The sequence below is a fragment of the Actinoalloteichus caeruleus DSM 43889 genome (assembly GCF_000429185.2).
Taxonomy (GTDB): domain Bacteria; phylum Actinomycetota; class Actinomycetes; order Mycobacteriales; family Pseudonocardiaceae; genus Actinoalloteichus_B; species Actinoalloteichus_B caeruleus.
Genome location: NZ_AUBJ02000001.1, coordinates 1983300 through 1998952, shown reverse-complemented (window position 1 = coordinate 1998952; position 15653 = coordinate 1983300). Strand labels below are relative to the sequence as shown.

Annotated in this window: 9 protein-coding genes; 5 read left to right on the top strand and 4 right to left on the bottom strand. The window is 73.6% G+C overall.

Annotation, left to right across the window (positions count from 1 at the left end; genetic code table 11):
• Positions 1–231: 231 nt before the first annotated feature.
• Entirely contained in the window at positions 232–3360 is a 3129-nt protein-coding gene (locus G443_RS06905; protein ID WP_035293044.1) for a ThuA domain-containing protein, read from the top strand.
• 351 nt (positions 3361–3711) lie between these two features.
• Here the strand turns inward: G443_RS06905 and G443_RS06900 are convergent, their stop codons facing one another.
• The 3 genes from G443_RS06900 to G443_RS06890 all read right to left on the bottom strand — a co-directional run bounded on the left by G443_RS06900 (position 3712) and on the right by G443_RS06890 (position 8816).
• Positions 3712–4056: a hypothetical protein gene (locus G443_RS06900; protein WP_026420502.1), complete on the bottom strand. Its 345-nt coding sequence runs from the start codon at positions 4054–4056 to the stop codon at positions 3712–3714.
• Between the two features lie 452 nt (positions 4057–4508).
• Positions 4509–7277 (bottom strand): DEAD/DEAH box helicase, encoded by a 2769-nt coding sequence (locus tag G443_RS06895; RefSeq protein ID WP_051314344.1) that lies wholly within the window; start codon positions 7275–7277, stop codon positions 4509–4511.
• A gap of 537 nt (positions 7278–7814) precedes the next feature.
• Entirely contained in the window at positions 7815–8816 is a 1002-nt protein-coding gene (locus G443_RS06890; protein ID WP_081715706.1) for a DMT family transporter, read from the bottom strand.
• Between G443_RS06890 and G443_RS06885 the strand changes: the two genes are divergently transcribed.
• Positions 8815–10224, top strand: coding sequence for an aminotransferase-like domain-containing protein (locus G443_RS06885; RefSeq protein WP_026420500.1), 1410 nt, complete (start codon positions 8815–8817; stop codon positions 10222–10224). The two genes, G443_RS06890 and G443_RS06885, sit on opposite strands and share 2 nt — an antisense overlap.
• Positions 10225–10620: 396 nt before the next feature.
• Complete coding sequence (hemC, locus tag G443_RS06880) at positions 10621–11643, top strand: hydroxymethylbilane synthase (protein ID WP_211237618.1); 1023 nt, start codon at positions 10621–10623, stop codon at positions 11641–11643.
• A 65-nt stretch (positions 11644–11708) separates the two neighbouring features.
• On the opposite strand, the gene G443_RS06875 is transcribed toward hemC, so the two are convergent.
• Positions 11709–12590, bottom strand: coding sequence for an alpha/beta fold hydrolase (locus G443_RS06875; protein ID WP_026420498.1), 882 nt, complete (start codon positions 12588–12590; stop codon positions 11709–11711).
• Positions 12591–12813: 223 nt separating this feature from the next.
• On the opposite strand from G443_RS06875, the gene G443_RS06870 reads away from it, so the two are divergent.
• Both G443_RS06870 and G443_RS06865 read left to right on the top strand, forming a co-directional pair.
• The gene (locus G443_RS06870; protein WP_026420497.1) at positions 12814–14028 is read left to right on the top strand and encodes a site-2 protease family protein; all 1215 of its coding nucleotides are present in this window, start codon (positions 12814–12816) and stop codon (positions 14026–14028) included.
• A 1004-nt stretch (positions 14029–15032) separates the two neighbouring features.
• Positions 15033–15566 (top strand): nitroreductase family protein, encoded by a 534-nt coding sequence (locus G443_RS06865; protein ID WP_051314370.1) that lies wholly within the window; start codon positions 15033–15035, stop codon positions 15564–15566.
• The last annotated feature ends 87 nt before the right edge of the window (positions 15567–15653 follow it).

Genomic DNA, 15653 nt, shown 5'->3' with positions numbered 1-15653 from the left:
CACGATGTCGGATTCCTATGCTCGTGTTACCACCGCATGTCACGGTTGAGTCGCTGGCTGACCATTCGCCGGCGGTTCGCTCGGCACCAGAGAGGGAAGTCGTCTCCCCGTCGCGGTCGATGTCGGCTCGCGGCGGCGGTTCGTGACGCCTCCCGCCGGGTCCGGGAACCGGGAACGACCGCCTGACGGCGGTCCGCGGTGGACCATCCCGGGAGGCAGAGGAGGAGATCGGTGCGCCGCCGTTTCAGCGTCACCCTCGTGCTGGCCGCACTCGTGCCAGCGTTGTTCCTGGTCGCCCCGCCCAGACAGGCGGAAGCGTCCCCCCAGTTCACCGCCCTGCTGTTCACCAAGGCCGTCGGCTGGGTCCACGACTCCATCCCCGCCGGGATCGACATGGTGCACCGGCAGGCCGAGGAGCACGACTTCGACCTCGTGCACACCGACGACTCCGCCATCTTCAACGACGACGACCTCGCCCAGTTCGACGTCATCATCATGTTGCAGAACTCCGGGATGGTGTGGGAGACCGACGAGGAACGCGCCGCGGTGCAGGACTACCTGCGGGGCGGTGGGGGCATCGTCGCCATCCACAACACCCTGGACATGGGCATCGAGGACGAGTTCCCCTGGTGGGACGAGGTGATCAACGGCGGCCCGTCCATGCCCAGCCACTCACCGGGGACCCTGGACGGCACCGCCCGGGTCCTGGACCGCGTCCACCCCTCCACCCGGCACCTGCCGGACCGCTGGCACCGGGCCGAGGAGTGGTACAACTTCGATTACAGCGCCCGGGGCAACGTGCACGTCCTCGTCGACGCCGACGAGCGGACCTTCAACCCCGGCGGCGACGCGATGGGGCCCGACCACCCCATCTCCTGGTGCCACACCCCCGAGGGCGGTCGGGTGTGGGCCACCGCGATGGGCCACGAGATCGCCTCCTTCACCGACGACCCCGAGTTCTACCAGCACGTCGTGGGCGGCACCCTGTGGGCCGCCGGGGTCGAGGCCGGCGACTGCGGCGGAACGGTGTGGGAGTACTTCGAGAAGACCCCGCTGGACACCGCCATCAGCGACCCGATGCAGCTGGGTGTGGCCGAGGACGGCCGGGTGTTCTTCGCCGAACGCGGCGGTGCCGTGAAGGTCTTCGACCCCGCCACCAACGCGACCACCACCGCGCACCGGCTCGACGTCTACACCGGCGGCGAGGACGGCCTGGTCGGCCTGGCCCTCGACCCGGACTTCGCCGAGAACGACTGGATCTACCTGTACTACTCGCCGATCGACAGCGAGGAGGACGTCAACCGGCTGTCCCGGTTCACTGTGGCCGGCAACGCCCTCGAACCGGCCACCGAGGAGGTGCTGTTGGAGGTGCCCGGCTACCGCAGCCGCACCTACCCGGAGCCGGGGCACACCGGCGGCGCGTTGGCCTTCGGCCCGGACGGCACCCTCTACCTGGGCGTCGGAGACGACGTCGCCCCCAACCTGTCCCCGGACTGGCAGGGCTACGCCCCCATCGACTGGCGTGAGGGCCAGGAGATGCTGGACGCGGCCCGCACCTCCGGCAACACCAACGACCTGCGCGGCAAGATCCTACGGATCCAACCGTTGGACGAGGGTGGCTACGCTATCCCCGAGGGCAACCTGTTCCCCCCGGGCACGGCCGACACCCTGCCCGAGATCTACGCGATGGGTTTCCGCAACCCGTTCCGGTTCAGCGTGGACCAGGAGACCGGCTACCTGCACGTCTCCGACTACGGGCCCGACCGGGGCGGCCCCACCACCGACCGGGGCCCCGAGGGCCTGGTCGAGTACAACCTGCTGAAGGAACCGGGCAACTACGGCTGGCCGTTCTGCCACGGCGACAACCAGCCCTACGCCCCCTACGACCCCGACACCGGTGAGGTCGGCGAGAAGTTCGACTGCGACAACCCGGTGAACGAGTCGCCGAACAACACCGGCCTGGTCGAGCTGCCCCCGGCCCAGGCCCCGCTGGTCTGGTACGGCTACGACGAGTCGCCGCACTTCCCCGAGCTGGGCTCGGGCGGCAGCGGGCCGATGAGCGGCCCGGTGTACCGGTACGACCCGGACAACCCGTCGGAGACGAAGTTCCCCGAGTACTACGACGGCGCCCACTTCCTCTACGAGTGGACCCGGGACTACGTCAAGGAGATCCGCCTCGACGAGGACCACGAGCTGCTCAAGATCAACGACTTCCTCGACGACGAGGAGTTCCGCAAGCCGATGGACATGGGCTTCGGTCCCGACGGCGCCCTGTACGTGCTGGAGTGGGGCAGCCAGTTCGGCGGCGGGAACTCCGACGCCGGGCTGTACCGCATCGAGTACAACCAGGGCCAGCCCAAACCGGTCGCCGTGGCCAGCGCATCCCGCACCAACGGGGGACTGCCGCTGGACGTGGCGTTCTCCAGCGAGGGCAGCTACGACCGGGGCGGCGGTGACCTGGAGTTCGCCTGGGACCTGACCGGGGACGGGGTGGTCGACTCCACCGAACCCAACCCCGAGCACCGCTACTCCCGGCGGGGCGTGTACCGGGCGCAACTGGTGGTGACCAACCCCGACGGGGCCAGCGCCCACGCCAACCTGGAGATCACCGTCGGCAACACCGCCCCCGAGGTGTCGGTGGACTGGCCGCCGAAGGGCGGGTTCATCGAGTTCGGTGACGACGTGTCCTACGAGGTCTCGGTCACCGACGTCGAGGACCGGCACACCGACTGCGACCGGGTGCTGGTGAACCCGGCGCTGGGCCACGACGACCACGAGCACCCCACCGAGGACCTGCCCGGCTGCGGGAACACCGTGAACACGGCTGACCTCGGCGGGCACCCGGAGGGCGCCAACCTCTACTACGTGCTCAACGCCCGCTACACCGACGACGGCTGGTTCGACCAGGCGCCGCCGTTGACCGGCTACGACAAGGTGATCCTCCAGCCCAAGCACAAGCAGGCCGAGTACTTCACCGACTCCAGCGGGGTGCGGGTGGTCCGCGACGAGGGCGCCGAGTCGGGCGCACGGGTGGGTGACGTCAGCGACGGCGACTGGATCGCCTTCGACCCGATGAACCTGGTCGGCATCGACGCGGTGAGCTACCGGGTGTCCTCGGTCGCCTCGGGTGGGTCGATCGAGCTGCGGTTGGACTCCCCCGACGGCGAGCTGGTGGCCACCACCGAGGTCCCCAACACCGGTGGCTGGTCCAGCTACGAGTCGACGGAGGTCACCGCGCTGCCGGAACTGGACACCACCCACACCGTGTACCTGGTGTTCCGGACCGGGACGAACAACAGCTTCGACCTGGACTCCCTGCTGTTCGAGGGAGCCGGAGTGGGGGTGCCCCCGGCGAGTTGAGCGCCGGAGGTCGCGGCGGACCCCGGTGACCGGCGGAGGGCCGGCTGACCGAGGGCCGCCGTGCCCACGGGATCGGTGCGGACACGCGGTGGCGGGTGGGCGGGGTGCCCACCCGCCACCGCCGCACCGCGTCCGGTGCGGGAGCCGCGACGACCGGGACGGGGCCAGTGGTGGGCCGGGCGGGTGACCCGGCGGCCCCACCACACGCGGGGTGCTCCGCCGGGACGAACCGCCGACGCTGGTCCCCGGTTCCGGACCGGCGAGCCGACCCTCCCGGCGGCGGGGCGCTTCGCCGGTCCGCCCTCCTCGTCCCCAGCTCGTCCCCAGCTCGTCCCCAGCTCGTCCCCGGGCTCAGCCGCAGACGAGCTGCCGGATCTGGCGCACCAGGTCCTCGGCCTCCGAACCGCCGATCGCCCGCAGCGTGTCGTCCCCCCGGTCGCTGGGGTTGAGGACGGCCTTGACGATGTCGGCGACCCGGCTGCCCAACAGGTAGAGCCGGACCACGTCCTCCTGGTTGGGCGGGAGCTCCCGGGGCAGGTGCCCGAGACCGTGCGATTCGAGCTTCCGACTGATGTCGCTGCGCACGTGCACCCCGAGCCGTCCCGCCCCCTGGATCTTCTTCAGCGTGTCCATCGTCGTCTTGTGCAGCCCGTCGTTGTTGGTGACGGCGGTGCGAAGCTCCTCGTAGGTGTTCACCGTTCCCCCAGGATCACGTGGTCAGCTCTACTGATCATCAATGTGGAAGATGACACCCGGCGGAACAAGGGCCACCTGGCTGAAACCTTTCCGCGAACCTCGGTGGCCCAGTTCCCGCGCACTTAGGGAAATGCCGGCCTGGTTCCGTCAACCGTTCTCGCCCGACGACTTCCGGGGATCCGGGCGACGGTGTCGGGGCAGGAAGCTCTCCCCCTCCAGGCGCCGACGGGAACCGGTCACCGGCGGTGCCACGCGAGCAACCCGCGGCTCCGCTGCCACCGGGGATCTGACCCACTCGTCAACCGACCCGGTCGTCGCCGAGGCCCATCGCTGGACGGAGCCCCACGGGCAGCGCGACCCACCGGGTCGACCGCCCCCGCCAGGACTCGGCTGACCGGCCGCAGCCGCCCGAGTGCGCTGCCCACCACTGCCCACGGCCGCCGCGAACCAGGTCAGTCGGCGTCCGCTTCGGGCGCGAACCCGTCGTAGTCCGCCAACCACCCCAACGCCCGGTAGTCACCGCGCCAGGTGAACACCGCGGCCCCCCGATGCCGCACCGGGCCCTCCGGGTAGTGCGACTCGGCCTCCCCCCGGTGCAGGGGTGTCAGGTGGAACGCCCGACCGGCCCAGGTCGCCAACACGCACCCGGTGGGCCCGGTCGCCCGCACCAGGTCCCCCAGCTCCTCCACCTGCACCCGGGTCGCCCGGTCCCGCAGCAGCGCGGCGTAGTCGGCCTCGTCGAGCCGGCAGTTCCTCGGCATCCCCGACGAGGTCCAGTCGGGACTGGTCAGGCCCCGCGCGGTCGCCGCCCGGAACAGGGGAGGCACCCCGTCGGCCGCGTGCACCGGAGTCGCCATCTGCTCGACCATCCACAACAGCCGGCCGGCCCCCCGGGACGGTTGGCAGCGCCGCCAGCGCACCCGCCGGCCCAGGTCCGCCGCCACGATCGCCACCCACGGGTGAACGGTGCCCAACTGGCCCTGGGTGCCCAACCAGTGCAGGTAGCGCGGCGCCTCCTCCAGCACGGCGTACATCGTCGGGTAGGGGATGCCGCCGATCACCCGGGCCCGGGGGTGGAACGACCGGGGGCTGTTGGCGACGGTGAGCAGCACGGCGCGGGCCAGGTCGCCCTGTGCGTAGGCGGTGTGGCTGACCAGCGGCCCCCGCCCCGCCCCGGCCCGGGGCTCCGGATCGGGGGTGACGTCCAGCCGGCCACCGGTGGCCAGCAGTCGGGCCACGGTGGGTTTGATGTCCTCGCTGACCGGGGCGTTCAGCAGGCGGGGGACCACGCCGGCGAGGGTGTCCACCAGCACGCGTTCCGCGGCGTCGGCGTCACCGGGCACGGCCGCCCTGGCCAACGCGGTCCGCAACTGTTGGCCCACGGTCGTGGACACCATGAGCCGCGCGGTCAGCACCCCGAGCTCGGTCGGGGTGAACCGTTCGACGCCGTCGGAACCGGTGGTCGCGGTCAGGAAGTCACCGTCCACCAGGAACGACAGCGCCTGCCGCAGGGGCGCGAGGCTCCGACTGCCCTGGTGGTGGGCCAGGGTCCCCACCCACCACGCCTCGGCCTCCTCCACCGTGGAGAGGCGCTGTTGCACGGCCTCGGCGAGCACGTGGTCGGGCAGGCTGGACTGGATCTGGGAGGACACGGTGTTCCCGGCGACCAACCGCCCCTGCCACCGGGGCCGTTCGGTCTCGTCCACCACCAGGAACGCCCAGCCCTGGTCCTCACCCGCCCCCACCCGGCCGGCCCGGCCGAACATCTGCTGGACGGTGGCCACGTCGATCTCGTCGAAGCCGACCTGGGTGTCGCGGACGACCACCGCCCGGGCCGGCAGGTTCACGCCGGCCGCGACGGTGGAGGTCGCGACCAGCACCGACAGCTCCCGGGACCGGAATCCACGTTCGGCCTCGCGCCGGTGGTCCCAGCCCTTGTAGTGCAGGCCCACGCCCGCCCCCAGGCACACCTCGTGCAGCCGTTCGAGGTCGTCCGGGTGCACCCCGTCGGTGCGGGCACCCCGGCTGGCGGCGATGATCAGGGCGGTGCGGCGCACCGACCGTTTGCTGCCGCAGAACACCAGGACGCTGCCGCCGTCGGCGGTGACCCGGTCGGTGATGCTCGCCGCCAACCGGGTGCGGGTCGCGTCGGTAGCAGCCCAGTCGCCGCTGATCGGGATCATGGGCAACTGCCAGGTGAGGCGGCTCGGCCGCCAGCCGATGCGCACCAGCCGCGCCCCCAACCAGGTCGCCACCTGGTCGGCGTTGGACACCGTGGCCGACAGGCCCACCAGGCGCAGCGCCGTGGCATCGCCCCGCATCCGGGCGAGCAGCGCCTCCAGCACCGGGCCCCGGGTCTGGTCGCCGAGCAGGTGGATCTCGTCGACGATGACGCAGCCGACCTCGTCCAGCGCCTCCCGCAGCGACGAGGTCCGGCAGATGGCCTCGAACTTCTCCGTGGTGGCCACCCACAGGTCGGCGTCGCGGACCCGGCCGACGTCCACGCTGTACTCGCCGGAGAGCCGTTCCACCCGCAGGCCGTGCCCGCGCCACCCCTGGAGTTCCTGGTCGAGCTCGTCGGTCAGGGACCGTTGCGGCACCAGCCAGGCCGCCTTGCGGCCCTGCCCCAGGATGGCCCGCAGGGCGGCGGCCATGCCGATGACCGTCTTGCCCGACCCCGTGGGTGCCACCACCATCAGGTGGCCGTCGTGGTCGACGACGTGCGGGACCGCCTCGGCCTGGGCCGGGTTGAACGTCGGGAAGGGCAGGAACCGCGCCCACTCCGGGGGCGTGAGTTCGGCGACCGGGACGGTGGTCCCGGCGGCGGGACCGGTGTCGGCGTGGGCGTGCCAGAGCAGGTCGAAGGCCTCCCGCGCCGCCTCGGCGGACCGCCCGTCGGTGCGGACGAGCCGGGCCGGGCCGACGCGACCCAGGTCGCACTCGGCGCTGATGACGGTGAGCCGGTCGCGGCCCCGCGCGTCCTGGTACTCGGCGATCGTCTCCTGTTCCAGGAGGTAGGGCACCTGGCGCACCGGGATGGAACTGGCCGCCAACTTCTCCCGCAGCACGGTGAAGCGGTCGTCGGCGGGCAGCAGCACCCGGAACTCGGTGTCGCCGGGCACCTCGGCCGGCAGGGCGTCCGGGTCGGTGATCTTCATCCACTGGCGTCGCGGGATGGTCCCGCCCACCGGCCGCCACAGTTCGTCGGCCGGGAGTGACACAGTGGACCTCTCTCCTCGGCGACGGGTGCAGCGCAGTATAGCCAGCCGGGAAACCGCTGGTAGACAAGGGTTTCCGCGTCGGCGGCCGTGGGCGCGCGGGGGCGTGGTCGCGGGTGTCGGGGGCGGTTCGGCGACCCCCGTCCTCGAACTCGACATCAGCCGGTGCACCGGGCCGGCGGTGGCGTGGACGTCGCCGAGACCACCCGGTCGGCTCGGCCCGGCGTGGCCGGTCGGGGAACTTCCGCCGCCGGGACTCCCTGCCCGTCGGCGTCCCCCCGCGCCTCTTCCGGAAGCCCAGGACGACGGGGGGAACCGGGGGCCCCGCCGTCACGGGAACGTCCACACCGGTCGGCGGGCGGCCCCGGGGACGCCGAGGACCTCGTGCCGCCCGTCGGCCACGGCGGCACCGGTGCGCCGGCGGCCCTCGGCGCAGGACGCACCGAGAACCCGGGCCGACCCGGCCCATGAACTCCGAAACCCGACCGGCCCCACCACGGCCCGGTCCGGGCGTCGCTGCCCCGCGCCAGGTGGCCACGGTCATCCGCGTCGACGCGACCGGCTCGCCGGTTCCGGCACACCCCGCTCGGCGACCACCGCCGGACCCGTGGGTTCCGGCCCGGGCCGCGACCGGACGCGGACGGCGAGCCCCGCGCAGGCGATGACGGCCGCACCGGCCAGGGCGGTCCGCCAGCCCAGGACCTCACCCAGCAGCACCGCCGCCCACGCCACGCTGAGCACCGGTTGGACGAGCTGGACCTGGCTGACGCTGGACATCGGACCGATCGCGAGCCCCCGGTACCAGGCGAAGAAGCCGAGGAACATGCTCACCAGGGAGAGGTAGGCGAACGCCGCCCACCCGGCCGCATCGCCGGTCAACGGTTGCCGGGCGATCGACAGGCCGGTGAACGCGACCATCAGCGGCGCTGCCACCACCAGCGCCCACGAGATCGTCTGCCAGGCGCCGAGTTCCCGGGCGAGCAGCCCGCCCTCGGCATAGCCGATGCCGCCCGCGACGACCGCGCCGAGCAGCAGCAGGTCAGCCCAGTTCGGACCGTCGAGCCCGCCGCCCCGGGTGGCGGTGAACAGGACCGTGACCGCCGCGCCGGCCACCGCGACCACCCAGAACGCCCTGGGCGGGCGTTCACCGCCCCGCAGGACCGCCAGCACCGCCGTCGCGGCGGGCAGCAGCGCGATCACGACCGCGCCCTGGCTGGCGGGAACCGAGGTGAGCGCGAAGGACGTGAGCACCGGGAAGCCGACGACGACGCCCCCGGCGACGACGGCGAGGCGGAACCACTGGCGGCCCCGGGGGAGCCGCTGCCGGGTGAGGCCCAACGCGGCCGCCGCGAGCACCGCCGCGACGACCGCCCTGCCGCTGCCGACGAACAGCGGCGACATCCCCGCGCCCTCCACCGCGATCCGCGTGAGCGGAACGGTGAAGGAGAACGCGGTGACACCGAGCAGACCCCAGCCCAGACCGGCCCACGACGGCGATAGCGGAGCCCGCGGAGCGGGAGTAGCGCTACTCTGATCCCTCATGTCCCACGATAGCGGAACGCGGATCGCGGCGGACCTGCGCGCGTGGATCGCGGCGGCCGCCCCCGGCGCGCGACTGCCCTCCACCCGGACCCTGGTGGCCCGGTACGGGGCCAGCCCGATCACGGTGCAGCGGGCGCTGCGGGTCCTGGTGGACCAGGGCGTGGTGGAGACCCGACCGGGGGTGGGGAGCTTCGTCCGGGCACCCCGGATCGCCCGGCCACGGGACTACGGATGGCAGACGGCGGCGCTGGGGGCGCCGGCCACCCGCCCCCCGGTCTCGACGGCACTGCGCAGCACCCCCAACGACGTGACCGCGTTGAACTCCGCCTACCCCGACCGGGAACTGCTGCCCGAGCGCCTGGTCCGGGCGGCGTTCAGCCGCGCGGCCCGGGGCGACGTCGCGCTCACCCGCCCCCCACCCGCCGGCCTGCCCGAACTCCAGGCGTGGTTCGCCGCCGAACTCGCCGCCGCCACCCCCGGCGGTGTCTCGCCACCCACCCCCGGGGACGCCATCGTCCTGCCCGGCAGTCAGAGCGGCCTCGGATCCACCTTCCGCGCGCTGGTCGGAGCCGGACAACCCCTCCTGGTGGAGTCGCCCACCTACTGGGGGGCGATCTCGGCGGCGGCGCGCACCGGCGTCCGGATGGTGCCCGTCGCCAGCGGGGCGCACGGCCCCGACCCCGACGAGGTCGCCGACGCGTTCGCCCGGACCGGGGCCCGCGTGTTCTACGCCCAACCGCACTTCGCCAACCCCACCGGGGCCCGCTGGTCGCCCGACCTCGCCGAGCGGATCCTCGACGTCGTGCGCCGCCACCGCGCGTTCCTGGTCGAGGACGACTGGGCCCACGACCTCGGCATCACCGCCGAGTCGGCTCCCCTCGCCGCCCGGGATGACGCCGGCCACGTCGTGTACCTGCGGACGTTGACCAAGAGCGTCTCCCCCTCGGTCCGCGTCGCCGCCGTCCTCGCCCGGGGCCCGGTGCGGGAACGGCTGCTCGCCGACGTGCAGGCGGAGTCGTTGTACGTCAGCGGCCTGCTCCAGGCCGTCGCCCTCGACGTCGTCACCCAACCCGCCTGGCGAACCCACCTCCGGTCGCTGCGCCGGGCGCTCGCCGCCCGCCGTGACCTGCTGGCCGACGCGCTCCACGAGCACGTCCCCACCGCCAGGGTGGAGGCGGTGCCCGAGGGCGGGCTGGGGCTCTGGGTGCGCCTGCCCGACGCCGTGGACGTGCACCGGCTCGCCCGGGACTGCGAGGCGGAGGGGGTGGTGGTCGTCCCGGGGGACGGCTGGTTCCCCGCCGAGCCGACCGGTTCCTACCTGCGGCTCACCTACTCGGGGCCGGACCCGGGCGCCTTCCCCGACGCCGCGCGCCGACTCGGGGATGCGGTGGCCCGACAGCTGCCCTGAGCGGGGACGCGCCGGACGTCACCCCCGGATCGGCGGGGCGGGCTCGCGCAGCGCCCGGGAGACGCGCGTGCGCGCACCGGTGGTTCCGCGACCGTCCTGGACCACCCGCCGACCACGCGGTGGTGCCACTCGTCACGTCGGACGGGCCGTGGTGGTCGGCTGGGGGCCGCGACCCGGTCGTGCGGTGGGGGTTGGCCCGGGACGGCCGGAAAGAGAGCAACGGACCGGTGTGCGCGGGCGAACACGCGGGTGACATCCTGGGTGGCACCCGACCCGAACCCGCAACCTGGTCGGGCCGCCCGTTCAGCCCGGCGCCTCGGGCCGCACCGGAGCCCAGGCTCCAGCGCGGGCGGTCGCCACCAGGGGGTTCCCGCCGCCGTCGACCAGGGATCGCCCGTGTCCGTGACACCCACCGCCCCGTCCGCCGCGCCCATCGAGGAGCTCAAGGACGAGGTCGCCGCCCGGTTCGCCGACGTCCCGCTCCGGATCGGCACCAGGACCTCCCCGCTGGCCCGAGCCCAGACCGACCAGGTCATCGCCGCGGTGCGGTCGGTCCTGCCCGACCTGCCGGTCGAGACGGTGGGCATCGAGACCAGCGCCGACCGCTGGCACGGCAACCTGGCCGAGCTGGGTGGCAAGGGCGCGTTCACCAAGGAGATAGACGGGGCGTTGGTGGCCGGTGAGGTCGACCTCGCCGTGCACTCGATGAAGGACGTCCCCGGCGACGTTCCGCTGCCCGCCGGCACCGAACTCGGGGCGTTCCTGCCCCGGGGGGACACCCACGACGTGCTGATCTCCCGCACCGGGGTCGGGCTGGGTGAGCTGCCCGAGGGGGCGCGGGTCGGGACCTCGGCGGTCCGCCGCCGCTCCCAGCTCGGGCTGTACCGGTCGGACCTGCGCATCGACCGGATCCGGGGCTCGGTCAACGCCCGGTTGGCCAAGCTCGACGCCGGGGAGTTCGACGCCATCGTCCTGGCCAGGGTCGGGTTGGAACGCATCGGCCTGACCGACCGGATCACCGAGGTGCTGTCCACGGTCTGGTCGGCCGGTTCCCGGCCCTCGATGGTCCCCGCCTGCGGGGCCGCGGTGATCGGCGTGCAGGCCCGGGTCGAGGACCAGGCCGTGATGCGGCTGCTGGCACACCTGGGCGACGAGGAGACCACCCGGTGGGTGTCGGCGGAGCGGACCGCCCTCCACCTGCTCTCCGGCCACTGCAACAGCCCCATCGCCCTGCACTGCACCACCACCGACGAGGGCCGGCTCGCCCTCTCCGGCCTGGTGTTCTCCGAGGACGGGTCAGGGTGGGTGCGGTCGCACGCCACCGGCGTGGCCGACGACCCGGTGGGCCTGGGCGCCCGGGTCGCCGACGACCTGATCAGCCAGGGCGCCCGGGAACTCATCGGCGACACCCGGCACTGACGGCCCCGCGAAGGGGAACCGCCGCCCGGTTGCCCGGTTGCCCGACACCCGCCGCCGCTGGTCGCTCAGGCGAGGGTGTGGGCCAGCACCGCGTCCGCGATCGGGTCGAGCGCCCGCCGGACCGGGGCGTGGCCCAACCCGGGGATCGTGACCAGCCTCGTCGCGCCGACGACCTGGTCCAGGTGCCGGGCGTGGACCGGGGGGACGACCGGGTCGGCCGGAGCCTCGATGACCAGGGTGGGCACCGTGTTCGCCGCGAGCTGGTCGGTGCGGAGCAGACCGGACTGGTCGGCCAGCGCGTGCGCCCACGAGTCGTCCCACCGCCCGCTGTGGGCGATGATCCGCTCCTCCCTGGTACGGAAGTCCGCGGCGTCCAGGGGGAGCGGCCCCGGGTTCATGCGCCGCCACTTCTCGACCCGTTGGTCGAGCTCCGCCTCCAGGTCGGGCCGAGGGGTGAGCCCGCTCAGCCAGCCGATCAGCTCCTCGTCCGGTCCCGGGAGCTCCTCGACCGGGGTGGTGGCTCCGTCGTCGTGCCGCAGCGGGGTGGTGCTCATCGCGAAGGTGCTCCACAGGCTGGCGGTGCGCAGCCGGTCGGGGTGGTCGGCGAGCAGGAGCTGGGTGAGGATGCCGCCCATCGACAGGCCGAGGACGTGGGCGCGGTCCACGTCGAGCGCGTCGAGCACTCGGACCGCGTCCTCGGCCAGCTCGGCGAGCGGGTAGGGGGCCTCGTCGAACACGCGGGTGGAGGCCCCGGTGTCCCGGTGGTCGTACCGGATCACCTGGTGGTGGGCGGCGAGCCGGTCCACCAACGGGTCCGGCCAGCTCAGGCCTGGTTCGCTGGCGCCCATCACGAGGAGCAGTGCCGGGGCGCGCGGGTCGCCGCGCCGTTCGGTCCACAGCCGCACACCGGGTGCGACGGTCACCGTGGTCTCGACAGGGGTCGTCATCCCCACCTCCGAACACGGGACGTCTCGTCGTGTCCTGCTCATCGTGGCCGACCGCGACATCCCCTGCCGAAGCGGTACGTCCCGTCTCGTGTCCTGGTGGTCCGCGCCTCCCCGCCGATCCGGCGAGTTCACCCGCCACCGGGGCCATGCCGGCCGGTCGGGGTACCCGGGAGGAGGACGGCACCACCACTGGACCCGCTGTCCGACGAACGGAGGTGCGCGGATGAGGACGACCCTTCGCCTCGGCAGGATCGCCGGCATCCCGGTGGGCCTGCACTGGAGCGTGGTGGGCATCGTGCTCCTCGTGGCCATCGGCCTGGCCGCCCGCCAACTGCCCCTGCTCTTCCCCGGCTACCCGGTCGCCGCCTACGTGGTGGCCGGCATCGGCGCCGCCCTGCTCCTGGTGCTCTCCCTGCTGGTGCACGAACTCGCCCACGCCGTGGTCGCCCGCCGCAACGGCGTGGAGGTCGCCGGCATCACCCTGTGGCTGCTCGGCGGGGTCGCCCAACTCAGAGGAGAGGCACGCGACGCGGGCGCCGAGGCCCGCATCGCCGCGGTGGGACCCGCCGCCAGCGCGCTGCTCGCCCTCCTGTTCGCCGCGCTCGCCTCCGCGACCGCCCAGTTCGGCGCCGCCGCGCTGGTCGCGATCGTCTTCGTCTACCTCGCGCTGCTCAACGCGGCTCTCGCCGTCTTCAACCTCCTCCCCGCCGCGCCCCTGGACGGCGGGCGGGTGCTGCGGGCCGCGCTGTGGCGGTGGCGGGGCGACCGGTGGCGGGCGGCCATCTGGTCGGCCTACGCCGGGCGGGTGCTCGGTCTGCTCCTCATCGGCCTCGGCATCGCGCAACTGCTGTTCCGGGGAACGAACGGGCTGTGGTGGGTGCTGCTGGGCTGGTTCATCACCGCCGTCGCCGGAGCCGAGGCGCAACAGGCGAGGGTCGGCGCCGCCCTGGCCGACGTCCCCGTCCGGGACGTGATGCGCCACCCCGTGCCCAGCGCCGGCCCCGACACCACCCTGCACGGGTTCCTCCGGGACGGCCTGCCCACCGACCCGCCCCCACCAGCCGTGGTCCTGCTGGACCCCGACGGCCACGTCACCGGGCTCCTCACCCCGAACCGGATCCGGTCGGTGCCCGAGGACGCCCGAGGCACCGCCCGACTCGGCGAACTGGCGGTGCCAGCCGACCAGCTGATCAGGGTGCGGGTCGAGGAATCACTGGCCACCGTGGTCCCACGGCTGGGCGACCAGCGGCACGCCTGGATCCTGGTGGAGGACGCGGCAGGCCCGGTCGGGGTGCTGACGACCTCGGACGTCGCCGAGGCGGTCGCCGACCGGCGGTTGGGCGCGGCCACCTTCCCGGTCCGGGTGGAGGGCACCGGACGCCGGCCCTCGACCCCACCCAGCGGGTGGTGGTTCCCCGGCCAACGACCCCCCGACTGACGGCTTGCCGAGTCCCGCGTCCCCGCCCTGCACGCCCCGGTCGGGCCTCGACGGCACCACCGCCACGAGTGGGGCCACTCGACCCCCGCCACCAGGGCCCAAGGACTCCTGACGCGACGGGTGCCGGGGAGGCATCCTGAACGTGCTGGGCAACCAGTGACCCGCCCGAGGACAGGGTGAAGACCAGGAGCAGACCCCGTGTCAGCGTTCGACTGGTCACTCATCGTCGAAAGACGACGAGTTCCCCACCTCGGACGGGCCTTCCTCTGTGTGGGCTCTCTCGCCGCCGCTCGATTCATCCAGAGCCCCAGGACCCCGCGTCGGCCCGGGCTGTCGAGCGCGTTGTCCGTGTCGCGGCCGCGTCGCGGCTCACCTGTCGTCGGCTCCAGCTGGTGCCGTGAACACGGCCGGGAGCTCCAGCGAGCCCAGTCGCCCAGGTACCGCGCCGCGCGTGGTGGCACCCGAGCATCGGCGGCCGGGCGGGGGCGAGCTCATCGTCCGCCGCACCCGGGCCATGACCACTCGCCCCGTGGTGGCCGTTCCGTCCGGGATCCGGTCCTCACGGGTGGCGGGTGCGGGCTCCGCGGCGATCCGCACCCCGGTTCCCGGCCATGCTGATCAGCAACCAGCGGAGGAGTACGACCACCCAGGCGCCCCGGGGTGGACGAGCCGACGTGCCTGGCGACGTCGGGCCCAACGGCCCTGTGGGCGACACCGCACCACCAGGCACAGTGGTGGTGCTGGGTAACCAGTGACCCGTTCGAGGACCTGGACGGACAGCCGGGACCATCAGGATCCCGACGTCCCGCGCCGCAAGTGGTCAGGCGGACCTCCCTCGAACGGGCCGTTCCATGTTCGGGGATGGATGAACTCCGATGTGGCCCCGAGCGCACAGGCAGCCGAATGGGAGGCAGGACAGCGTCACCGCCCCAGCTTCCGGCCCCATCGGCAGCGGCATGGCACCACCATCCTCGCTGGATGACCGTCTCCGGCAGACTGGGGTGGTGTCGCGCGCCGAGGAACTGTTGGACTGGTTGCGGACGCCCAGGGCCACCCGGTGGTTCACCGAGGAACCGGTGGCCGAACGGGACATCCAGGCGGTCTGCGAGGTCGCGCGGTGGACCGGGTCAGCCCGTAACCGGCAGCCGTGGCGGCTGCGGGTGGTCACCGAACAGGACGTCCGGCGACGCCTGAGCACCCTCGGGGACTACGCGCTCCACCTCGCCAACGCCCCCACCGTGCTCGCCATCGCCGTCGACCCGGAACTCGGCGGCCGGGACACCGGCTTCGACGAGGGCAGGTTGTGCCAGTCCATCCTGCTGGCCGCCCACGCGTTGGGCCTCGGGAGTTGCCCGGTGACGCTCCACCCCGAGCGGAACGTCGCCGCCGCCGGCCGGCTGCTGGGTCTGGAGGTCCGATGGCAGGTTCGCCACGTCGTCGCCCTCGGTCATCCCGCCCCGCCTCCCGCCGGGGTGTCCGCCATCCCCACCGGGCGGTTGGCCACCGGCGCCCTGCTCGGCGAGGACGACGCGGGCTGACCCGCCCGGCCCGACGCCGGTCGTACTCCGGCGACCCGGCCCCGGCCCGAGCCCGGGCCGCAGCCCACCTGCGACGGAAGCCAGGCG